The organism is Rhodococcus sp. P4_F5 (assembly GCF_056401315.1).
In genome coordinates, this window is record NZ_JBFUJP010000001.1 from 188,650 (window position 1) to 210,081 (window position 21,432).

Annotated in this window: 23 protein-coding genes; 16 read left to right on the top strand and 7 right to left on the bottom strand. The window is 65.9% G+C overall.

Features of this window, described 5'->3' with window-relative positions:
* Positions 1 to 651: 651 nt before the first annotated feature.
* Positions 652 to 1,224 (bottom strand): TetR/AcrR family transcriptional regulator, encoded by a 573-nt coding sequence (locus tag AC1DU4_RS00975; RefSeq protein WP_477837129.1) that lies wholly within the window; start codon positions 1,222 to 1,224, stop codon positions 652 to 654.
* A gap of 52 nt (positions 1,225 to 1,276) precedes the next feature.
* Here AC1DU4_RS00975 and AC1DU4_RS00980 point away from each other — a divergent pair, with 52 nt between their 5' ends.
* The 7 genes from AC1DU4_RS00980 (at position 1,277) to AC1DU4_RS01010 (ending at position 9,541) form a co-directional block, all read left to right on the top strand.
* Positions 1,277 to 2,401 (top strand): 3-ketosteroid-9-alpha-monooxygenase, oxygenase component, encoded by a 1,125-nt coding sequence (locus AC1DU4_RS00980; protein ID WP_477837131.1) that lies wholly within the window; start codon positions 1,277 to 1,279, stop codon positions 2,399 to 2,401.
* 440 nt (positions 2,402 to 2,841) lie between these two features.
* Positions 2,842 to 3,435 (top strand): hypothetical protein, encoded by a 594-nt coding sequence (locus AC1DU4_RS00985; protein ID WP_477837132.1) that lies wholly within the window; start codon positions 2,842 to 2,844, stop codon positions 3,433 to 3,435.
* 1,117 nt (positions 3,436 to 4,552) lie between these two features.
* Positions 4,553 to 5,173: a hypothetical protein gene (locus AC1DU4_RS00990; protein ID WP_477837134.1), complete on the top strand. Its 621-nt coding sequence runs from the start codon at positions 4,553 to 4,555 to the stop codon at positions 5,171 to 5,173.
* A gap of 83 nt (positions 5,174 to 5,256) precedes the next feature.
* Positions 5,257 to 6,201 carry a hypothetical protein gene (locus AC1DU4_RS00995; protein ID WP_477837138.1) on the top strand — a complete coding sequence of 315 codons (945 nt, stop codon included), beginning with the start codon at positions 5,257 to 5,259 and terminating at the stop codon, positions 6,199 to 6,201.
* Between the two features lie 509 nt (positions 6,202 to 6,710).
* A complete protein-coding gene (locus tag AC1DU4_RS01000; RefSeq protein ID WP_477837433.1) occupies positions 6,711 to 7,130 on the top strand; it encodes an Hsp20/alpha crystallin family protein in 420 nt (139 codons plus the stop codon).
* An 843-nt stretch (positions 7,131 to 7,973) separates the two neighbouring features.
* On the top strand, positions 7,974 to 8,732 hold the full coding sequence (locus tag AC1DU4_RS01005; protein ID WP_477837140.1) for a hypothetical protein: 759 nt from the start codon (positions 7,974 to 7,976) through the stop codon (positions 8,730 to 8,732).
* 365 nt (positions 8,733 to 9,097) lie between these two features.
* Positions 9,098 to 9,541, top strand: a complete 444-nt coding sequence (locus tag AC1DU4_RS01010; RefSeq protein ID WP_477837141.1) for a hypothetical protein — start codon at positions 9,098 to 9,100, stop codon at positions 9,539 to 9,541.
* A 41-nt stretch (positions 9,542 to 9,582) separates the two neighbouring features.
* On the opposite strand, the gene AC1DU4_RS01015 is transcribed toward AC1DU4_RS01010, so the two are convergent.
* Genes AC1DU4_RS01015 through AC1DU4_RS01025 form a run of 3 tightly spaced genes read right to left on the bottom strand, consistent with a single transcriptional unit; the run spans position 9,583 to position 11,142 of the window.
* The gene (locus AC1DU4_RS01015) at positions 9,583 to 9,879 is read right to left on the bottom strand and encodes a hypothetical protein (protein WP_477837143.1); all 297 of its coding nucleotides are present in this window, start codon (positions 9,877 to 9,879) and stop codon (positions 9,583 to 9,585) included.
* A gap of 31 nt (positions 9,880 to 9,910) precedes the next feature.
* Positions 9,911 to 10,672 carry a hypothetical protein gene (locus AC1DU4_RS01020; protein ID WP_477837145.1) on the bottom strand — a complete coding sequence of 254 codons (762 nt, stop codon included), beginning with the start codon at positions 10,670 to 10,672 and terminating at the stop codon, positions 9,911 to 9,913.
* Complete coding sequence (locus tag AC1DU4_RS01025) at positions 10,669 to 11,142, bottom strand: MarR family winged helix-turn-helix transcriptional regulator (protein WP_477837147.1); 474 nt, start codon at positions 11,140 to 11,142, stop codon at positions 10,669 to 10,671. The genes AC1DU4_RS01020 and AC1DU4_RS01025 overlap by 4 nt, the downstream gene beginning before the upstream one ends.
* Before the next feature lie 505 nt (positions 11,143 to 11,647).
* Between AC1DU4_RS01025 and AC1DU4_RS01030 the strand changes: the two genes are divergently transcribed.
* The 4 genes from AC1DU4_RS01030 to AC1DU4_RS01045 all read left to right on the top strand — a co-directional run bounded on the left by AC1DU4_RS01030 (position 11,648) and on the right by AC1DU4_RS01045 (position 14,612).
* The gene (locus AC1DU4_RS01030) at positions 11,648 to 12,121 is read left to right on the top strand and encodes a flavodoxin family protein (RefSeq protein WP_477837149.1); all 474 of its coding nucleotides are present in this window, start codon (positions 11,648 to 11,650) and stop codon (positions 12,119 to 12,121) included.
* A 270-nt stretch (positions 12,122 to 12,391) separates the two neighbouring features.
* Positions 12,392 to 13,045, top strand: coding sequence for a TetR/AcrR family transcriptional regulator (locus AC1DU4_RS01035; RefSeq protein WP_477837151.1), 654 nt, complete (start codon positions 12,392 to 12,394; stop codon positions 13,043 to 13,045).
* Positions 13,046 to 13,057: 12 nt separating this feature from the next.
* Positions 13,058 to 13,771 (top strand): hemerythrin domain-containing protein, encoded by a 714-nt coding sequence (locus AC1DU4_RS01040; RefSeq protein WP_477837153.1) that lies wholly within the window; start codon positions 13,058 to 13,060, stop codon positions 13,769 to 13,771.
* Between the two features lie 496 nt (positions 13,772 to 14,267).
* Positions 14,268 to 14,612: a hypothetical protein gene (locus tag AC1DU4_RS01045; protein WP_477837154.1), complete on the top strand. Its 345-nt coding sequence runs from the start codon at positions 14,268 to 14,270 to the stop codon at positions 14,610 to 14,612.
* A 279-nt stretch (positions 14,613 to 14,891) separates the two neighbouring features.
* Here the strand turns inward: AC1DU4_RS01045 and AC1DU4_RS01050 are convergent, their stop codons facing one another.
* Positions 14,892 to 15,494, bottom strand: a complete 603-nt coding sequence (locus tag AC1DU4_RS01050; protein ID WP_477837156.1) for a TetR/AcrR family transcriptional regulator — start codon at positions 15,492 to 15,494, stop codon at positions 14,892 to 14,894.
* Positions 15,495 to 15,637: 143 nt separating this feature from the next.
* On the opposite strand from AC1DU4_RS01050, the gene AC1DU4_RS01055 reads away from it, so the two are divergent.
* Entirely contained in the window at positions 15,638 to 16,498 is an 861-nt protein-coding gene (locus AC1DU4_RS01055) for a haloalkane dehalogenase (RefSeq protein WP_477837157.1), read from the top strand.
* A gap of 80 nt (positions 16,499 to 16,578) precedes the next feature.
* Here the strand turns inward: AC1DU4_RS01055 and AC1DU4_RS01060 are convergent, their stop codons facing one another.
* Complete coding sequence (locus tag AC1DU4_RS01060) at positions 16,579 to 17,322, bottom strand: SDR family oxidoreductase (RefSeq protein WP_477837434.1); 744 nt, start codon at positions 17,320 to 17,322, stop codon at positions 16,579 to 16,581.
* Positions 17,323 to 17,930: 608 nt separating this feature from the next.
* Between AC1DU4_RS01060 and AC1DU4_RS01065 the strand changes: the two genes are divergently transcribed.
* From AC1DU4_RS01065 to AC1DU4_RS01080, 4 genes are all read left to right on the top strand, one after another.
* A complete protein-coding gene (locus AC1DU4_RS01065; protein ID WP_477837159.1) occupies positions 17,931 to 18,368 on the top strand; it encodes a MarR family winged helix-turn-helix transcriptional regulator in 438 nt (145 codons plus the stop codon).
* A gap of 58 nt (positions 18,369 to 18,426) precedes the next feature.
* A complete protein-coding gene (locus AC1DU4_RS01070; protein ID WP_072843001.1) occupies positions 18,427 to 18,855 on the top strand; it encodes an organic hydroperoxide resistance protein in 429 nt (142 codons plus the stop codon).
* Positions 18,852 to 19,853, top strand: a complete 1,002-nt coding sequence (locus AC1DU4_RS01075; protein WP_477837161.1) for an NADP-dependent oxidoreductase — start codon at positions 18,852 to 18,854, stop codon at positions 19,851 to 19,853. Before AC1DU4_RS01070 ends, AC1DU4_RS01075 begins: the two co-directional genes overlap by 4 nt.
* Positions 19,854 to 19,938: 85 nt before the next feature.
* Positions 19,939 to 20,880, top strand: coding sequence for an oxygenase MpaB family protein (locus tag AC1DU4_RS01080; RefSeq protein ID WP_477837163.1), 942 nt, complete (start codon positions 19,939 to 19,941; stop codon positions 20,878 to 20,880).
* Between the two features lie 11 nt (positions 20,881 to 20,891).
* Here AC1DU4_RS01080 and AC1DU4_RS01085 read toward each other — a convergent pair whose 3' ends face one another.
* Positions 20,892 to 21,422, bottom strand: a complete 531-nt coding sequence (locus tag AC1DU4_RS01085; protein ID WP_477837165.1) for a VOC family protein — start codon at positions 21,420 to 21,422, stop codon at positions 20,892 to 20,894.
* Positions 21,423 to 21,432 lie beyond the last annotated feature (10 nt).

A 21,432-nucleotide genomic window follows, 5' to 3' on the forward strand; every position in this document is an offset into this window, starting at 1 on the left:
TAGGGGTACAGGAAGTACATCGACCCGGATCCCACGAAGACGCCCATGCCGGACCTGCTCGACGATGTCAACGAGCCCGACGCGTTGGCTGAAGAGTGGCTCCGCCTGGGTTGGGGCGCCGGAGACGCAGCGAACAATTGCCAACTTTGGTGACAACGATTGCGATCGGTCGTGGTCAGGATAGTTGTCACACCGCAGGTCAAAGCGTCGGCAATTGCCAACTGTGTTGGCGATTCACAACCGCGTGTGAATCGCAAACGTAGTTGACAATTTGCCAAATAGGTGGCACAGCGGTCAACGCTGTTGGCAATTGGACACGCTAGTTGACACACCTCCGGCACGATACGAACCCGTCAGGTCGAACACGAGACCGCGAATCCACATAAGTCAGGAAGCCGCCGCTGGCACCGCCTGAGGTTTGGCGCCGCCCGCCCTTCCCCTTCTGCGAGTCGCGACTTCACTCCTGGCGAGGCGTCTGCACCGACCAGGAGAGCCACACCCACAACGCCGCGGTAATGGCACCGCGGCACTCGACATCACGCCGGCGTCCCGTCGGCGCGATGGCCGATATCGGCCTGCAGCCCGTCGTCTCTACTGCGTTGCGGGGACCCCTGGGCTCCACCAGTCGAAGCGTTCAAACCAGCGGTGCAGTCATCGTGAGTGCATTGGTGCGCGTAGGAGCCCGACGAGCATCTCCACGATCTGCGGCTGCGTAGGCCCGAATCGGTCGGCGCCCTCGTGTGCACGCTCGAAGTCGGCCAGGAGCGCGAACAGCGTGGTCGCCATCGATGAGATGCGGCTGATCCGCTCCCGCCGCGTGCCCTCAGGGAGGAGTTCGGCCAGCGTGTTCGTGATCATCGACCAGGTGGTGTCTTCACCGGCCGGCCACCCTTTTACCTGGGTGCGCATGACCTCCAGGAACCGGAAGTAGTGGGTGCTTCCCTGCTCGACCGATGTATCGACGAGGGAAGCCACCAGCACTTCTACGAGCGCATGGGTGTCGCTGCGGTCGACACCGACCAGAAGCCGGGCGCCTGAGGCCTCCACCGACTGCAGCCGCCGTCGCACGATCGCCGCGATCAGGCCTTGGCGATCGCCGAAGTGGTACTGCACCGCGGAGTTGTTTCGCTGGCCCGCGGCGATCGCGATCTCGCGCAGGGGGACATCGGCGCCGCGATCGGCGAACATTCGTTCGCCAGCGCGCAGCAATGCGTCGACGGTCATGGATAGAGAACTTACCCTTGACGGATTTAAGCACACGCGCTTAAATCCGGGTATGGACTATCGCGACATAGACACCGGCCAGCCGATCGACCGCTACGCGCGCGGCTGGCACTGCGTGGGGCTCGCCGACACGTTTCGGGACGGCCGGCCGCATGGCCTTGATGCATTCGGGACCCGGCTCGTGGTCTTCGCCGAAGCCGGCGGCGAGCTTCGGGCGCTCGACGCGTACTGCCGACACATGGGTGCCGACCTGTCGGGCGGGATGATCAAAGACGATGCGATCGCCTGTCCGTTCCACGACTGGCGCTGGGATGGGCTCACTGGTCGTTGCACGGGCGTTCCCTATGCACGCCGGGTGCCCCGGCTGGCCAGAACCCGCAGGTGGCCTACGGCCGAGTGCAATGGTCAGTTGCTGATCTGGCACGACCCCGAAGGGTCCGATGCATCAACGGATCTGCTGCCCCCAACGATCGACGGCATCGAATCGGGGGCATGGACTGATTGGGTGTGGAACTCGGAACGGATCGAGGGCTCGCACTGCCGGGAGATCATCGACAACACCGTCGACATGGCGCACTTCTTCTACATCCACCACGCCTATCCGACCTACTTCAAGAACGTGCTCGACGGGCACTGCGCATCGCAGTTCATGCATTCGAAGGCCCGCCCGGACGTGTTCGGCACTGGCAAACACTCCTCGGATGATGCGCATCTACGTTCGGAGGCAACCTATTTCGGCCCTGCCTACATGGTGAACCTCATCCACAATCACGTCGCACCGGACTCGGTGATCGAGGTCGCGCTGATCAATTCGCACTATCCGATCTCGTCCGAGTCCTTCATGTTGCAGTGGGGAATTGCGGTGCAGAAGCTGCCGGGTCTCACCGACGAGCAGAACGACCGGATGGCGCGAGCGTTCTCGGGCAACTTCAGCCGGGGCTTCCTCGAGGACATCGAGGTGTGGCGGTCAAAGACGAGGATCGAGAACCCCCTGCTCACCGAAGAGGACGGCCCGGTCTACCAGCTGCGGCGGTGGTATCGGCAGTTCTATGTCGACGTCGGCGACGTGTCCCCAGAGATGACCACGCGCTACGAGTACGAGATCGACACCGCGCGCGCCAACGACGTGTGGCAGGCCGAGGTGGCGCGAAACCTGGCCGCCCAGAACGCAGGATAGGGCGCCGACAAGTCCTCACCGGCTGTAGGGCGCGAAAACGCCGGGCGGGTCGCGGCGACGACTCCTCGCGCAGGTCTGCTCTCACTCGTCAGGAGCACGCTTTTTCCCTACCGGCCGTGACCCTGACGCGGATCCAGCTGGTGGACCCGCCACCGACCGAACAAATGCCAACTTCGATGACCACGATCGCGCTCCGCCGTCGCCACGCTATTTGGCACACCACAGATCAGGGCTCCGGGAATTGCCAACACCGTTGGCGGTTCACAGGCGGCGCCGCAACTGTGAATCGTCAGGCTAGTTGGCAGATTTCAAGTGTGTGGCCGAGCGCGCGCGGTGGTTGTCCCGCTGCCGGTTTGCAGTCGGGGAGCGCCGTTCGCAGCGGAGTCGACGGAGGGGCCGGCGGCAGGCTCGGCGCCGTCTCCTGGTGTTACGGTGAGCCCGTGTTTGACTTTGCCAGCCTCGACGCGGCGATCCTCATTACGCTCCGCGCGTGCGTCGCGGAACTCCGCGATGCCGACGACTCGCTCGCGATGGTGGCCTGCGGCATGGTCGAAGACCTCACCGGCTTCTTCGTTGCCGGGGCCGGTGCGACCTGGGCCGCTGGGCTCGAGGGGTCGAGCGCAGACAAGGCGCAGTGGGCCTGGAGTCCGCCGGAGTGGCCGCTCAGCGCTGAAGACCCGGACGATGCCGCGCCAGGGCGGGTAACGAGCGCAATCTGGGCGCTCTCTGGCACCCAGGCACTGATCGGCGGTACGGGGAAAGAGCTCGAGGCAGGTGCCTATGATTCCCTCCGGCTGCAATACGAGAGCCGGATCGTGCGTGCGATCCAGCGGATGCAGGCGGATGGCGAGTTTCGCGATGCCGCGGGGAATGACGTGTGGATCTGGCTGCACTCCGCGGACGACGCTGATCCCGAGCTCGACGCGCGCAGCTTTGCCGCCCTGCAGGGCCCCGAACTCGCCCGCGATTTCGGTGACCGTTTCGGCGCCGGGGGCGATCGGCTGCTCGCGCGTGTCGCGGCCCGCGAGGCGTAGCGCAGCACTGAAGGCGTCGTCCCGGTGACCTGTGCGCTCAGGACCCGCTCACGTTGGCGGAGTCGCGCCACCTGCACCGCCGAGTACGACACCAGCCAAGGAATGGTCGCTGAGGGGGGGGCCACGGATCACGTGTCCGCGGCGAACACCGAACCACGAACAAGCCTGTGAACTCCACCCCCGGTCAGGGGCGCGGGACGGCCGCCGGCCGGTAGTCGGAGAACAACTGGCGGTGGATCGCGTCGGTCATGTTCGGGCTGTCGGTCACCGCGGGCCGCGGAAACCGTGGGCCCCGCGGGTCGCGTCGTTCATCTCGGAATGGTCGGCTGCTGCGGTAGTCCATGCGGGAGTAGCCCGTTCCGCTCAGTGAATGATTCCGTCATTGGCGCCCGGGTCGATGATGCCGTCCCACAGCTCCGGATCTGTCTCGACGACGATGCCTCGGCCGGCCGCGGCGCCGAGCATGGCGGCCATCGCGCCCTGCCGGGTGGTGTCGCCGGCGGTGGCGTAGCCGCCGGGCGGGGCGACCTCGACGCCCGCGGCGATCGACGCGAGGTGCTGTGCGCCCGTGACGAGTTCGGGGTCTCCTGCGGAGAGGCACCTGACCAGGAGACCGCGCGGTTCTCCCCGGGCAGGCTCGCGGGCAGGGGGCGTGCGGCTATCGAGTCCGGTCTGAGCACGGCTGCTTTACGTACCTGGCCGCGAACGCGGCAATCATGTCCAGTTCGATCGGCCAGGCGTAGGCGTCGATCGTCGGCGAATTTGTTCCGAATCCTGCCATCACACCTGCGAGGTGGAGCCGCCAGCCGACACTGAACATGATTTGACCAACGAACAACTGTGAACAAATGCCAACTTCGATGACTACCATCGGGCTCTGCCGTCGTCAGGCCGGTTGTCACACCGCAGATCAGAGCGCCGGGAAATGACAACTACGATGACGATTCACAACCACCGCCCGTGCATGCGTTGTGAAGGGCAAGTGTCGCCGTATCCGGCCGCGTGTCCATCCACCGCGCGCTGCCCCGCCATTCCACTTGCCCCGCATGGTGGTGCCGGCGGCACTTTGACGGCAGGCTTCCAGCTGGGGTTCAGTCGCCCCGAGTACTTTTGATCCATGGGCAGCGATTCCATCGAAGCACTTCCGGTTGGTCTGGCGTTTTCGCGAAGGGCCAAGGCTCTCGCGATCATCGACGCGATCCTGTGCCCGGAGTGGGAACACCGCTACTACTCGTTCGACTCGGAATGGGGTTCCGGACAGTCGATGGCCTCGGCCCGGAACGGTGAAGGCGCCGAGTATTTCGCCCTGATCTCGGATGATGCCATCGGATTCAAGTCCTACGAACCCCAAAGTCCGGCGGTGTCGCCACCTTCCGCCGGCTGGGCCGCCAATACACCCGCGATCACAGGGCTCGAGGACTTCTGGGCCGAACCGGCGTTCTCCATGGATCGTATCTCGTGGTTGGCGACGTGCGACGCGGGCATCTGGCAGCTGCTCGCAGGTGAACTGCGGATTCCTGACCTGGCAGAAGCGCTGACCCGCGACGCAGCTCAGCACGCCAGCTGGGCAGCCACCTATTATGAGCTAAATCCGAGCACTGAGCAGGTTGAGGCGATGAGGCATCTCTTTGATGGCGAACCGTTGACCGGCCAAATTGTGGCCGCACTGAACCCGTCCGCGAGCATCATCAACCTCACCGACGACATCGCGGAGATCGGTTGGCCAACCGCGGTATAGCCGTTGCCGTCGTAACGCGGCCAGGGCGTGCCTCCCAACCGTCTCAACCAGATTTCGGCGCTACTCGTCCGTATCGTGTGCTCGTGACTTTCGTAATCGCACAGATCACCGAAGAAGACGGTGATCTCACGCTCATCGCCGACACAAAGGTGACGGTTGAACACGACGAGCGAGCAAGTCGCCAGACCGACACGCGCCCGTGTCAGAAGGTGGTGATCCTCGATGACGACCTAGTCGCTGGGTTCGCTGGAGACACCCCCGCTGCCGCACTGCGTCACCTGGTCGGGCTGCGCGGTATGTCAACCGACGAGGTCATCGTTGATTTGGTGGCGTACACCGCTGAGCTCAGCGCGATCCGCGGAGTCTCAAAGTCGTTCGTGATCGCCAAGAGAGCGCCCGATCCGCAGCTCTGGACGGTTTGCAATGGTGTCGCAGAGGATCACACCGCGATTGGAACGGCATGGGTGGGCGACCGGGACGCGCACCGTGCCTACACCCGGCGCTCCATGGAGTGGCCGCCTGACTCCGCCAAAATCGATCGATTCCAGTCATCGGTCACGGCTGTTATCGACAGTGGTGAAATCCCGACAGTCGGTGGCTATACGGTCCGCGCCGCAGGAACGGCCTCGTCCCCTTTCCGGTTCATCGTCGACTTCGGGTTCACCGGGCCGTGGTCCACAGAGCTCTCCGTCACCCAAGACGACGGAGAAACGACGTCGCTGTGGTGGACTGTGCCTCCAGGTGGCGATACCACCGAACACATTCGCATCTCCATTCCGGGTGAGGGCAGCACCTTCAGTGCCCTGGCTCACTATGTTCCGGAGTGCGATGTCGCGTTGCTTCATCCTCACGAGAACCCGCATTCGGAGCCGATTGAGCTGCATGTTCGTTCGATCCACGAATTGCTGGACTTCGCAGCCACCGAGCACGGGCAGCGCTTGCAGATGCCGACCGACTACATGACGAGCAACGGCGACGGCCTGCTGCTGTCGGCCGGTGGTGACCCCTGCTTGGACTGGGATCTTTGACGTAAAAGTGGAGCAGGTCTGCGGTGGGGCTAATCCAGCGAGCACCGCGGACCTGCGCGGCGCGGACCTGTCCGGCGCGAACCTGGTCGAGGTTCTGGGGGGTCGCTTGCGCGCGGCGCCCGCGGTTGTCCGGCTTGATCGACAACCAGGGTGGCCGATGGGGTGTCGGTGTGGTCCACGCGCACATTGGTGGCTTGGCCGTCGCGGCTGCGGACGGCCGCGGTGACTGTGTGGGTGCCGATGTCGAGCACAAGGACCGTGCGGGGCATAGGGGGCGATCGTGGCCCGAGGGTTCTCTACCGGAGGCCTGCACGGTGCGATGCCAGCACGCCCGGTCGTGCCTGGCACTGGCACTGGCACTAGTGCCTGCGAAGTGCTAAACCGAGAGGAGCACAGCCGAGCCGACATCCCACCACGGTGGCGGGGTGCGGCCCACCAACCTGTAGGAGGTGGTTGCTGTGCCACTTCGATTCGATCCATTCCGCGATTTCGACCGGCTCAGCGAGCAGATGCTCGGGGCGGCGGCCGGATCCGCCCGGGCCCCACGGTTCATGCCGATGGACCTATACAGGTCCGGCGATCACTACGTCCTGCACGCCGACCTTCCCGGCGTGGATCCCGGTTCCGTCGAGGTCAGTGTCGATGGCGGCATCCTCACCGTGAAGGCCCAGCGCAGCGAGCGCACCGAACACGACGTGCAGTGGTTGGCCTCCGAACGCTTCACTGGGGGTTACATGCGTCAGCTGTCTCTCGGCGACGGAATTGACTCCGAGCACATCGCCGCGACCTATCAGAACGGGGTGCTCACCGTCACCCTCCCTGTGGTAGAGAAGGCCAAGCCCAGGCGTATCGAGATCACCCCAGGCGCCAGCGACGAAAAGAAGATCATCGCGCCCGCCGACGCACCCGAGCAGGCCACCACGACCTAACTTCGTCCCCAGACGGGGTCAACCTTGCCCAGACGATCGACACGGGTCGGCGGCGGTGGGCGTGGGCTCCGCAACGGCATCCTCCGTACCTCCTGCGAGGTCAGGTGTCAGCGCTTCGACAGGGCCGTATCACCGGGTGCTGGAGGAGCGACAGCGCTGACATGGGGTGCCGGCACAGGAGGTGGAGCGACGAGGGGTGCAATCTGCACCTGCGGTGCCGATGTGGGCACCGGGACCAGCATCTGCGGCATCGGATCGCGAGTCGTGGTCGCTGCCGCAGGAGCGGTCAGGGGTCGTGAAGACTTCAGCCACTGACTCCAAGCGCGGCCGATGCAATCACTCGACCAATCACCGGTGAATTCCCCATCGAATCCATACCGACCGGTATATCTTCGGCAGGCTGCGAGCCGTTGCATACGGCCAGGCAACCAAGGCTGCTGCACCCACGGACCGCCGATCGACCGAACAAATGCCAACTTCGACGGCGACGATCGCACTCCCCCGTGGCCACGCTAGTTGTCACACCGCAGGTCAGGTCTCCGAGAGTTGCCAACTTCGTTGGCGATTGACAGCCCCGGAAACGGCCGCCACCGTTCGCATGACGAACGGTCACGATGGTTGGCGGATGGTCAGGTAGTTGACCGATTTCCCCGAGCGGAGTTGTTCCTTCGCGGCGGTCGCCAGGATCGCCCCACCCGCCGTCGCACGGCGCGCCCTGCGACAGGGCAAGTCTCACGGCGCGACCACTTGGACGGACGCCATTGCAGGCATCAAAGTGCCCGGCTGTGTCAGTCTCGCCGCGGCGGCAGTAGCAGCGACGGGCCGTAGACCTAGCCTGAGTCAATGAAGATCGACCGGATTCCCGACGGAGCTCAGGACCCCCGCACCAGCGTCTTGACGCGCGCACGACTGAGTGACGTTCAGGACGTCGATGACATTCTGACGCTGGTGTCTGCAGAACGAGCCGCAAATCTCGACTCCCGAATCTTCATTACCCTCGACGATCTCGCCCAAGCTTCGTACACGAGCATGCACGCCGGCGAGGCCGATGAACTCGAAGTTGCGACAGACGATCTCGACTTTCTGAACGACCCAGGCGCTCAACGGCGCTTCGAGCTCCGGCAGGTCGCTCATGCTGCGGCTCAGCTCGGCAGGAGCGAACTCGTACCGAGCTGGGACGAACTGCACGGCACTCGAGAATGCCCTCCCGACTGGATTGACCGGATGGCCGCCGTCAACGACGACCCGTCCACCATTCTCGACGACGAGATCCACGTTCTCCACGTGCCGGTCCGCGACAGCCTGGCGGCAATCGCCGGCTTCCCGAACGGGTACTTCAGCGTCGACTGGGACACGTTCCAGAACTACACCGTCACTCGTCATCTCGCCGACGCCTACGGCTATCGCCCACTTGGTATCRGTGCGTCCTGGATTGGATTCGAACGGGATACGCCGTTGTCCCTGCTGAAGGCGAACGAGCTCATCGAGGAGCTGAAGCCCATCTACCGCAGTATTGACGCGCCCGGGTGGACTCGCCTCGAGGACGCCCTGACTCGCAGGCGGACGCTCTTCCTCGGCTACACCGAGAACTTCGCCGACTGAGAAAGCGGTGGGTCTCGTCCAGCTCCGGGGTCCGTGGCGGTCGACCCCGCAGCGCTCATTGCTACCCGTCTTGCATGCGTGTCGGGGTCGGGTGGGCTTTGCCGGACGGGCTGCTGGTTTCACTCGCAGGCCGTGAACCCGTTGGCGAGTCGGCGATTCACACCGCCTGTAACCGGCCGGCGTGATTGGCAATTTGCCAGGTAGTTCGCACAGCGGCCAACGCAGTTGGCAATTGGACACGCAAGTGGACACAGGCCGATCGCGAACCGGCCGGCGGCAGAGCGCGACCCGAGTGGTCCGCACACCTCGGCAAGCTGCCCGACGGCGGGCCCGAGGGCGCCCGCTCGCCGTGCACAATGGCGAGAGTGACGTTGGAAGAAACTCAGGAACCGGGGTGCGGCGAGGATTTCGCCACCCTCGCCGTGCATGTGAAGGACTACCGCGCCGGTGGCTACGACGTCGACACCGTCACCGAGTCGGTGTGCGCGGAATGCGGCGGACGAGCCTTCGAGATAGGCGTGGACGACGAGGCGGGTTGCGCCGAACGGCTGTGTGTGGCCTGCGGCGACGCCGTCCTGATCGCCGACAGCGTGGACCACTGGCCCGAGGCCGAACCGGTCCAGTGTGAATGCCCTTGCGGCGGCGAGGAGTTCGCCATCGCCGTCGGCTTCGCCCCGGTCGACGACGGGAGCGACGACGTGCGCTGGGTGAGCATCGGGCTGCGGTGTCTGCGAGACGGGACGCTCGGCGTGTACACGGACTGGAAGATCGACTACAGCCCTTCGGGCCATCTGCGAGGCATGGCGTAGGAGATCAGGGTCAACTCTCGGCCCAAAGCTGTGGCGGTGCTCTATTCGGGAGTGCCGTAGGTCATTCTCATTGTCTCGGGCTTGTTGACGAGGGCCATCAGATGGGTGAACGCATCTGTGCCGGCAACCTTGCCCATCGAGGTCTGCGCGGTGGTGAGCGTGTCCCACCGGTAGTCGAGAATCCATCCGTCATCGACATCTGCCGCGCGGTACAGGTGGCATGACTGGAATCCGCCGATATCGCGCAGTTCGTGATCGAGCGCTGCCAGCGCGTGCTCGAGTTCCCGGAGTTCGACGTTCGGGTGGGTGGTGAACTCGATGATCTCGATAACAGACATCAGCATCCTTATCTGAATCGTTTGTATGGGTCTAGATGGATCGGAGTGCTCGAGTGGCGATGCGCTCAGTGGCGGCCCCCGTTCCGGCGTGGAGCCATTGCTCGCAGAGAGCCCGAGCCCAGTCCGGGTTGGTCTTCGCAGCGTCGTTGATCCAGTTCGCTACCGAGTCCTGCACGTACCGGGAGGGGTCGGCGCGGAGCGGCTCCAGGATGGGCAGGCCCCGGTCGGGATTCTCTTTCAGCTCGGGGATGTGCGTAGCCCATACCCCGCGAGGCCGTAGCGCTTCGCTCGCGAACCGCCGTATGCGCTCGGAGCCGTCCCCGGCCCATCCGGAGAGGAGCCGAATGCTCGTGTTCAAATCGGCTGCCAGCGCCGGGCGCACGGCCATCCACGCCCACTCGCGTACCGCGAAATGAGGGTCGTCGGCCAACGGACGTATCGCCTCCAGCAGACCCCCAACGTGGGGACCGGTTGTGCCGGCAATCATGAAACACACCCAGCCGCGGACCGTATCCGACGGGTGTGTCGCGAGCACTACCCGGCCTTCGACGTCCAAGTAGTGGCCGAGCGCGGCACCGATGCGCTGCATCCGTTTGAGGATGCCCAACAACTGCGCCTCCGCGACGGCGGCACGCAGGTCATCGTCCGCGTCGGAGATGACGCTGTGGAGCAGGGTTGCATGATCGACGGCCAAGGCATCGGCGAGCGTGCGCGATGCCACCCGCCCCTGGCTCAGCGCTGTCAGGTGGTCGGCGTCGATACTGGCGCGACGCCGCACCCCGCGCCCGCTCACCCTTCGTCACCGCCACGGAGGTTGCGTTGGATCGCGATCATCGTGCGGGCCGCAACCTGACGATCGTCGGCGCTGATCCCTCCGCCGAGGTGATACAGCCAGTCCGCATAGATCGGGGTGAGGGTGGCGACGAGCTGTTCGCCCGGCGCGGTGACATGGAGCGTGAGCGAGCGCCGATCGCCCGCCTTCCCGTCCCTCTCGACCAGCCCTCGGCGTTCGAGGCCATCGAGCAGGCCGGTGACTGTTGCCCGTGTGACATCGAGACGATCCGCGAGCGAGCCAGGGGTAATCCCCGGCTCCGCGCTGACCGCCAGCAGCGCGGCAAGTCGCCCCTCCGACAGGTCATGGCCGGCGAGCAGCTCCGCGCACGCCGCATCGATCCGACGCGCCGTCGTCAGCAGCGTCATCATCAGCCGCGCCAACTCGTCCTCGCCGATCCGAGACAGCAACAGCTCTTCCTTCACGCCCACCCAAGTATTCATTAGCCACCATACTATCAGGTGGCTAACTTCCTCCTCGCCGGCGGAGCCAACCGATGACCGCCAACACCATTGCGGACTGGATGAACCCAGTGATCATGGGGCTGGGCTGGCTTCCATGCTCCAACCGCATACCCCTACACGGCTACGTTCAGCTCCTGCCCTGAACAGTTGCCAACTGCATTGACCACGATCGCACTCGATCGTCGCCCACGATGGTTGTCACACCGCAGGTCCGTGCCTCGGGAACTGCCAACAGCGTTGACGATTCACACCGCCTGTAACCAGCCGGCGTGATTGGCAATTTGCCCGGGCGGGACCGATCGAATCGGGCCGGGTGTCACATTTCCGTCGCGGTGGGTGTCTCTACGTGTGTGATCGAGGTCGGCGAGAGGGCAGGGAGGTTGTGGCGATGGCGCATGGCCACAGCAGGACTTGCATCACTCACACGAATGCCAGGACACGACATGGATACGACATCGGCAGGAGAATCATCGTGAAGGCACTGATCGTGTGCACATCCGTCTCGCACGGCAACACCAGAAAGATCGCCGAAGTCATGGGCGGAGTGCTGTCGGCGCCGGTCATGGCTCCCGAGCAGGTCGATCCAGCCGCGTTGGCAGGCTACGACCTGGTGGGATTCGGGTCCGGGATCTTCCAGATGTCGTTCCACCCACAGCTCCGAGACTTCGTCAGGGCCCTCCCGCCGCAGCCTGCAACCGCGGCGTTCCTGTTCTCCACCAGCGGCCTCCCCGAACCTCCGCTGCGGCGCTACAACCGTTCTCTCGAACGACTACTCGAGCAGAAGGGGCTCGAGGTGGTCGACACGTTCTCCTGCCGGGCGTTCGACACCTACCTGCCGTTCAAGCTCGTCGGCGGCATCAGAAAGGGACGACCAGACATCAACGATCTGCGGGCAGCGCGTAAATTCGCCGAGCACCTACGCTCGCAGGCAGTCCCTGCGTCCTGAGCGGTCCGATGCCAGATCACGATCACGCCATCCAACGCACCGCCGGGGTGAGTCCCCTGGAGTGATGCGAATCTGGAGCGGCCCACCGCCGGCACTGGCTGGGGGTGTGCCGCTCACTCGGCCCGGTCCATCACTTTCAGTTGAAGGTCACAGTCAGCCGTTTCTGAGACGCTCCCTCGCGCCTGGCGATTCACACCGACCCCACCGACCGACCGCTAATTTGGCTTGTCAGCACTGGTATTGAAAGCAAGAAAGTTACACAATAGGGACGTGGGCGCAGACGGACCCCGCGCTGCATCGGTCTCCGCGAGGACTAAAAGACGGTACGACTCGACGCTTCGACGACGTCAGGCCGAGGAGACCCGGCGCAGGATTCTCGATGCCGCCACCGCCCTGTTCGGTAAGCGCGGTTGGTCCGCCGGGATGCGCGACATCGCAAGCGCGGCGGGTGTGTCATTCGAGACGGTGTACGCCAACTTCGGTTCCAAGCCGGGACTGCTGAACCAGGTCCTCGACATGGCGGTGGTCGGCGACGATCAGCCCGTGGCCTTGATGGACCGCCCGGAGTTCGCCGCACTTGCCCACGGGACACACCGGAAACGTGCCGCGGCGGCCGCGGCGTTGGTCACCGGCATAAATGGACGCACCATGGGGCTGATGGGGGCGTTGCGTGAGGCGTCGGCCGTGGAGCCGGCACTCGCGTCAAGGCTGGAGGACGAGCGGCGGCGCCAGCGCATGACTGTGCAGGTGGCCGGGGCGTTGATAACGGGCCGTGACCTGAGCTCCACCGAGAGCGATGGGCTATGGGCCGTGATCACGGTGGAAGTCTACGAGCTCCTGACCGGCAGCGCCGGTTGGAACCCTGGACAGTACGAGGATTGGCTTGCCGGAGCCATCACCAGGCTTCTGGCACTGGAAGAGTGAAAGGAGAGGGCCATGGAGACCAACCTGCATGAGCCCGCCGACACACGAAGCATGGGGATCGTCCACAGCGCGCTGCGCCGGGACCTGGAACGAACCCGGATGGTACTCGAGATCCAGCCGTACCCGGACGGGAGACGTCGCCGCAAGCTCGCCGCGCACATGCTCTGGATGATGCGCTTCCTGCACATTCACCACACCGGTGAAGATGTCGGACTGTGGCCGCTGATCCGGTCCAGAAACCCGTCGGCGGGTGCGCTGCTCGACCGGATGGACGCAGACCACAAACGGATTGCCCCGGCGGTCGCCGCCGTGGAAGAGGCCGCACACGCCTACCGTGACGAGGGGTCCGCACGCGAACAGTTGCTCGTCGCGCTGGCCGGATTGGGCGACGTCCTGCTGCCGCACCTGCGGCGTGAAGAGCTCGAGATGATGCCGGTCGTCGCGGCCACCATCACCACCGCCGAGTACCTCGCCGTCGAGCACGAGCACTTCGTCAAACCGAAGAGCTTCGCCGAACTCGGCGCTGAAGGACACTGGGTCATCGACGGGCTCGAACCGGATGGCCGCGAGGTGATCTTGCGCGTGGTCCCGGCCGTGCCGCGCTTCGTCCTCCTCCACGGCTTTGCCCGGAGCTACCGCCGTAAGGCCGCCCTGCTGTGGCGTGACGGGCCGGCGGCTGCGGTGCCGTCGCTCAACCTGTCACTCATGGAGGACCGTCCCCGGTAAATGCACTGGGGCACGGACGCGGGAGGCGCTCGCTGACGTGGCGGCCCGAGTCCGACGACGCCTTCACGCGGGTCGTCGAGAAGTGCGGCGCCTCGGCTGGGGCCGGCTGGCGAACACCCACAGGCCCAGGCCAAATTCTGTGCGGTTTGGGAGTCCGCGTGCCTAGAGTCTGCGTATGGACCGCTATGTCAGGCAGGAGCCAATCCCGGATCCCCGTCCTGGACAGCCGGAGGTTCGTTCTCGGTTCTGGTGGATCCGGGCAGTTCTAGGTTTCCTTCGCCCTGGAAACTTGCTCCGCGACCGGGCCGCCAGCAGGTACTCATCGGTGGCCCCTCGTCATCCTGATGGGACGCGTACCAAGATAATCCCGTTCAACGGCGGCGGCTGGGGACGGTAGGCGGTTCTGACGTCTCAGGCTCTGACTTCCAGCGCTGGGTGGCGCGGTCCTGATGGTTGAACCTGGCACGGCATGGCGATACTCAGGGGGAATCACCGGATGCGCAAGGCGCTCGGACTGCTCGGCATCGGCGTCGGCCTCGTCGTCTACGTCGCTGCATTCTTCGTTATCGCCCCGATCGAGGTATGTGCGTCGCAGCCGATCCCGCCATCCGTCCTGGCCGGTGCCGACAGCGTGGTGGCCTCTCCCGCGATCTTCCGCAAAGCCTGGGTCGTCATCGTCGCCTCGCGCTGCGAACTGAGCTTCCCCGCTACCGGCACCCACACCTCGACTCTCGTCATCGAATGGGGCCCGTCAGCACTCGCCATCGCCGGCCTGATCGCCGCCGCATCATCGCTGTGGGTCTGGCTCGGCGACCGCGCCAAAGAGTCCGAAGTAGTGTGACCCACACCCAGTTGTCACACCGCAGGTCAAGGCGGCCGCGTTTGCCAACATCGTTGGCGAGTCACAGCGCGCGCCGCTGTGAACGGTCACCGCATTTGGCGGATGGTTCTCAGATCCGTCGCAGCGGCCCGAGTGAACGTTGACCGAGGCCCGGCGCGAATCAGGGTCGCTGAGCTCCGACGGTCCGGCATAAGCCCCATGTCCGAGAATCGAACGACGGTCCGATTTTCGGGCAGCTCAACATGTCGGTCGGGTCTCACAACTCTCCGGCGGGGTTGCCTACAGGGCGGCTACGCCCCGCAGGTAGGCGGTGAGGATGGATTCCGGGGAGGTCGTCTCCTGGATGATCGTTCGCCGGAACACCAGGGAATCCGTGAGGGAGATCAACTCCTCGACCCGTTTGTCGGAATTGGGAAGACCTGCCCTGGCGAGGAGCGACGCTGTCACTTCTCGGGTTATGGCGTGGACTTCGGACTGCGTCGTCAGCTTTCCTCGAAGCAGCGGTTCGTCATCGAGTTCGAGGACGAGTGCGTAGCGGGCCCTCATGTCGTCGCGGCGGTCCGCGAGTGTCTCGACGAGTGCGGTGATCACGCCCACAAGCTCAGCGATGCTCAGTTGGCGCTCACTCTGGGACGTTGCGTTCAGAGAGTTTGCAGCTTGCCTGGCATCGGCTATCGCGCGTTCGGCGAGTGTGTTGACGATGAGTTCGAGCAGCGCGAGCCGGGTTCTTGCATGGTGTGAGGTCGACCCCTGTGGGATTCCGGCTTCTTTGTCGACGCCTCGGTGTGTGAGCGCGCGAACTCCGTCACGGGCAATGACGCGAATGGCGCTGTTGGCGATCAGCTCTCGGCGTTCACGGCCACCGGTCGTTCGTGTAGACACGATCCGATGCTACAGGTGTAGCGTGCTAGACACTCCTCCGCTACAGGTGTAGCGGAGATGGCGGTGCGCAGATACGAGGTATTCGAGCGCGCCAGACCTACCGCGCGACGTGAGGAAGATGGTCCGGACAAGGAGGGCGCCCAATGCTGATCGATTTCGTTCCCGACGAGACTCTGTACCCGTTCGAGTCGCGCTGGTTCGACTCGTCTGCCGGTCGGATTCACTACATCGACGAGGGGGCGGGACCACCGATTCTGTTCTGCCACGGGTCCCCGACGTGGAGTTTCCTCTACCGCAACATCGTGAATGTCCTGCGCGACCGGTACCGGTGCATTGCGGTGGACTACCTGGGCTTCGGATTGTCCGAACGGCCGGCGAATTTCGGATACAGAATCGCCGGGCACACGATGGTCCTGGGTGAACTGGTCGACCACCTTCAGCTGGACGGCTTTGTCCTGATGGGGCAGGACTGGGGTGGACCTATCGGACTGAGCGTGGCAACCGAGCGGGCGGATCGAGTCAGGGGGATCGTGCTGGGCAACACGGCGTTCTGGCCGATCGAGCCACTGGCAAATCGGGCATTCAGCGTGATCATGGGCAGCCGACCCATACAACGCCGCATACTCGAGCAAAACCTCCTTGTGGAGCGCGTCCTGCTCGGGGAACTTGGCCGCACGCTGACCGAGGCAGAAGCCGACCACTACCGCATGGTGCAACCCACAGCGGAAGCGCGGCGTGGACTTGCGGTCATGCCCAAGGAAATTCGTGCCGCACGCCCACAGTTGGCGCAACTCGCCCAGGACGTGCCCGCGCTACTGGGACACAAGCCGACTCTGGCGGTGTGGGGGATGCGGGACATGGTGTTCCGTCCGAAAGCGTGTATCCCGCGGCTACATGACGCATTCGCCGATCTCGACGTCGTCGAGCTACCCCATGCACGGCACTTCATCCAGGAGCACGCACCTGGTGAAATCATCTCGGCCATCGCGAATCGGTTCCCGTGAGTCATCGTGGTGGTGGCCGGCTGCTGCGTGCAGTCGCCCGCAAATGCCGTGTGCCGGTGCCGGCAGTCAGCGCACCGATGTCACTGGCGCGCCAGCCACTCCGACAGTCGTGTCTGCGCCAGCTCCGCATCACGGCCGGGCAGCAGGCTCTCGGGCCCGAGCACGGCCCCGAAGTACCGCGCCCGGGGATCGGTGACCACCGTGCGCGGATCGGAACGCGCGGCCAGTACCGTGCCGATCCACTGGTCCATGCCGAACACTTCCGGACCCGCGGCCTCGACGGTGCCGTTCAGCGGAGTGCCCACCGCCGTGCGACCCACGACCGATGACACCTCGTCCGCGGCAATGGGTTGCACACCTGCACCGGGGAGCCGCACCTCGCCGTCGACGGTCGCGGAATCGGCTATGCCACCGGCGAATTCGAAAAACTGCGTCGCGTGCACCAGCGAGTAGGGCAGGCCCGATCCCTTGATCAGTTCCTCCTGCGCCGCCTTCGCCCGCAGGTACCCGGACTCCGGCAACCGATCCGCACCGACCACCGACAAGGCGACGTAGTGTCCGACGCCGGCCGCGGCGGCGGCCTCGAGCAGGTTCGTGGTGGAGGTCCGGAAGAAGTTCATGACGTCGTCGTCGGCGAACGACGGCGAATTGGAGACATCGACCACCACGTTCGCATCCTGGAGCACCTCCCCCACTCCCTCACCGGTGAGCGTGTTCACGCCCGTGCTGGGTGCGGCCGGAACCGCTTGGTGGCCAGCCTCATTCAGGCGAGCGACGAGCGTCGAGCCGATCAGCCCGGTGCCGCCGATGACGACGATCTTCATGCTCAATTCCTTCCGTCGGCGCATTACTTCGGGACCGGCGAGGGGCCCTGCGAACACGATGGGGCAACCGGCCATTTCGTGACGGCGCCGCTGTTCGGATGCGCGCAACCCGCGTGAGAAGGATTGCTCTCGACCGCACCCGTTCCCGCCGCGTGACTGGCGCAATTGGCGCAACTGCACGGAATCTCGCCATCCTACCTCCGCCCAAACAGCCAGGGATACCGTCGCGCGCGGCCCTGGTGCATCCGGTGCAGGTCAAGGCGGTGACTGAGGTTCCTCCTCGGACTGTTCCCCGGACCACACCGACGTCGATCGCGCGGAGGTCAACAACCTGGCTGCGGAGCACCCGGAGAAGCTCCGGGAGTTGGTCAACGTCTGGTTCGCGAAAGCCGGCGCGAACGGGGCCTTCTCGACGGACGATCGATCAGCAGTCGAGATCCTGAACACGGCCCGACCCCAGCTCTCCGCGCTGCGCGATCGGTACGCGTACTACCCCCGCAAGGGACTGCCCGGGTCGCGTGGATCCCACCGCGGCCCCGCGGGGTGGGCGAGTGTGCGGCCGCCCACATAGGTTGTGCACAACTGAACCGTGCACTACCGTTCTTGTCGTGACCGACGATCTCGCCCTCGACCGGCAGGTGTGCTTCGCCCTCTACTCGGCGTCCCGAGCGGCCACCGCGGCATACCGGCCGCTGCTCGACGAGCTGGGTGTCACCTACCCCCAGTACCTGGTGCTCCTGGTCCTCTGGGAGCGCGACGGCCGCGGGGTGCGCGAGATCTGCGACGAACTGGGCCTCGACACCGGCACCCTCTCGCCGCTGCTCAAACGACTCGAGGGCCTCGGCCTGGTCGAGCGTCGGCGCCTGAGCAGCGACGAGCGACGCGTCGAGATCCACCTCACCGACGCCGGCACCGCCCTGCGCGAGCGCGCCGCGGACATTCCCCGCAAGCTCGCGGCGGCCACCGGGATGTCGGAGGAGGAGCTGTTGGCGCTCCGCCAGGCACTGCTCCGGGTCGTCGCGGCCCTGCACGGCTCCGGCTCCTGACCGCCGGCCGGCACAGATTCCCCTACCGACACCGATTCCCCTACCAAGGAGACACACCATGAAGGCTCTCTACACCGCGGAGGCGCTCGCCACCGGCGACGGCCGCAACGGGCACGCCCGCTCGTCCGACGGCCGGCTCGACTTCGACCTCGCGATCCCGGTCGCGATGGGCGGCACCGGCGAAGGCACCAACCCCGAGCAGTTGTTCGCGGCCGGCTACGCGGCCTGCTTCCACTCCGCGCTGCAGGTGGTCGCGCGCCAGGCCAAGGCGAACGTCGCCGACTCCGCGGTCGGCGCCCGGGTGGGCATCGGCTCGCTCGAGGGCGGCGGATTCGGCCTCGAGGTCACCCTCGAGGTGTCCCTGCCGCACCTCGCTCGCGCCGAGGCCGAGGAGCTGACGGCGAAGGCCCACCAGGTCTGCCCGTACTCGAACGCCACCCGCGGCAATATCGACGTCGCCCTCGTGATCGCCGAGGCCGGCGAATGAGCGTCACCAGCAAGGAGATCCAGCTCGCCTCCCGGCCCGACGGCTGGCCGACGCCGGAGGACTTCCGGCTCGCGGAGGTGCCCGTCCCCGAGCTCGAGGACGGCCAGCTCCTGGTCCGCAACATCGTGATGTCCGTCGACCCGTACATGCGCGGGCGGATGAACGACGTCAAGTCCTACCTGCCGCCCTTCGCGCTCGACGCCCCGCTCGACGGCGGCGCGGTCGGCGAGGTAATCGCCTCCCGCGCACCGTCGCACCCGGTCGGCAGCACCGTCGTCCACGGTCTGGGCTGGCGTGAGCTCGCGGTGGTCCCCGCCGCGTCCGCACGTCCGGTGGACGTCACAGTGGCGCCCGCCTCCGCCTACCTCGGCGCGCTCGGCATGACCGGCCTGACCGCGTACGCCGGACTGACCTCGATCGCTCAGTTCCGCGAGGGCGACACCGTCTTCGTCTCCGGCGCCGCCGGCGCGGTCGGCTCCCTCGTCGGCCAGATGGCCAAGCTCCTCGGCGCCGGCCGCGTGGTCGGCAGCGCCGGCTCCCCCGCCAAGGTGGCGAGGCTGCTCGACCTGGGCTTCGACGCCGCCTTCGACTACCACGACGGCCCGGTCTCCGACCAGCTCGCGGCGGCGGCACCGGACGGAATCGACGTCTACTTCGACAACGTCGGCGGCGAGCACCTCGAGGCGGCCATCGGCGCGATGAACCACGGCGGACGCATCGCCCTGTGCGGCGCGATCGCCCAGTACAACAGCACCGAACCGCCGGCGGCGCCGCGCAACCTCGCCGCGGTGATCGGACAGGCGATCACCCTGCGCGGCTTCCTGGTCGGCTCCCAGCAGCACCTCGCCCCGGAGTTCCGCGACCACATGACGCGGTGGCTGGCCGACGGCCGGATCCAGTTCGACGAGACCGCCGTGCACGGCCTCGAGAACGCGCCGACCGCGTTCATCGGGCTCATGCGCGGAGAGAACACCGGGAAGATGGTCGTCACCCTCTGACCTGACCGGCCGCAGGATGCCCCGTCCACTGTTGACAACGTGCGTTGTCACTCCTAGCGTCGACCCCATCGAGGGTGGGCTGAACATGGGAGTGTCGATGGCGCACGAGGTCGCGGTACCGCTGGACGAAACATCGCTGACCTGGAAGTACTTCGGCGACTGGCGGGGCATCCTGCTCGGACTGTGGGCCGGGTCGATGCAGAACATGCACCCTCAACTGGGGGCGGGCGTCGAGGAGCACTCGCTCTTCTTCGACGAGCGCTGGGAGCGGCTCTACCGCTCGCTCTACCCGATCTACGGCGTCGTCTACGACGGTGAACGGGCCGAGCAGACGGCCGTGGAGATCCGCGGCTACCACCGCACCATCAAGGGCATCGACAAGAACGGCCGACCGTACAGCGCCCTCAACCCCGAGACGTTCTACTGGGCGCATGCCACCTTCGCGATGGGCTCGATCGCGGTCAACAAGTACTTCGGCGACCGGCTCGCCGAGTTGGACAAGGAACGGCTCTACGCCGAGAGCATCCAGTGGTACCGGCTGTACGGCATGACCATGCGCAACGTCCCGCCGGACTGGAAGTCGTTCCAGGAGTACTGGAACGACATGTGCGTCAACGTACTCGAGGACAACAAGGCCACCCGCGACGTCCTCGACATCGGCCGGCTCGAGCGGCCGCCGTTCATGTCCTGGCTGCCCGAACCGTTGTGGCGTCTGGCCCGCATCCCGGTGGCCCGCGGCTACGTGTGGCTCACCGTCGGGATGTACCCGGACCCAGTGCGTAAACGGCTGGGGTACAAGTGGTCCCGCGCGGACGAACTTGCCCTGGTGGCGCTGGGGCGGGCGGTGGCGTGGTCCTGGAAGCTGCTGCCCTTCGACCGGCGCTTCCACCCGCGGGCCCGGGCCGCCTGGCAGCGCTCCCGCGGCGAGCTACCGGCCGCCGCCCCGCTGGTGCAGACGCCGGCGCGCAACCTGCCGCCGGCCGAGCGCCGGGACCTGCCGCAGCACTACTCGCCGACGCCGAGCTGACCAGCCGCGCGCTAGCGACCGGCGAACAGCCGCGCCCACACCGCATGGTCGGTGCGCGGCCCGCTCGGGGTGTCCGCGCCGTACCGGGCGATCTCGGCCACGATGTCGAGCGGGCGGGTCGGCGGCATCCCGGGCACCAACTCCTCCTCGATGCGGGCGTCCGGAACCAGCCAGCAGACCTCGAAGTCGATGCCGTCGGGGTCCTTCGCGTACAGCGCCTTGGTTGATCCGTGGTTGCTCGCACCCACCAGGGCTCCTGCCGCGGAGAGCCTTTCGCGCATCTCGGCGAGGTCGGTCAGGGTGTCCACCTCCCACGCCAGGTGGTAGAGGCCGACGTCGCCCTGACGCGCCCGACTCGGCCCGCTCGGACTCTGGAACAGGCCGAGGTCGTGGTCGTTGGCCGAGTTCGCGGCCTGCAGGAAGGCCGCGCCCGGGAATCCGCCCGGCAGCGGACGGAAGCCGAGCACGTCGACGTAGAACGCGAGGCTGCGCTCGAGGTCGGAGACGAACAGGACGGCATGGTTCAGTCTGCGAATCGCCATGTGTACGAAC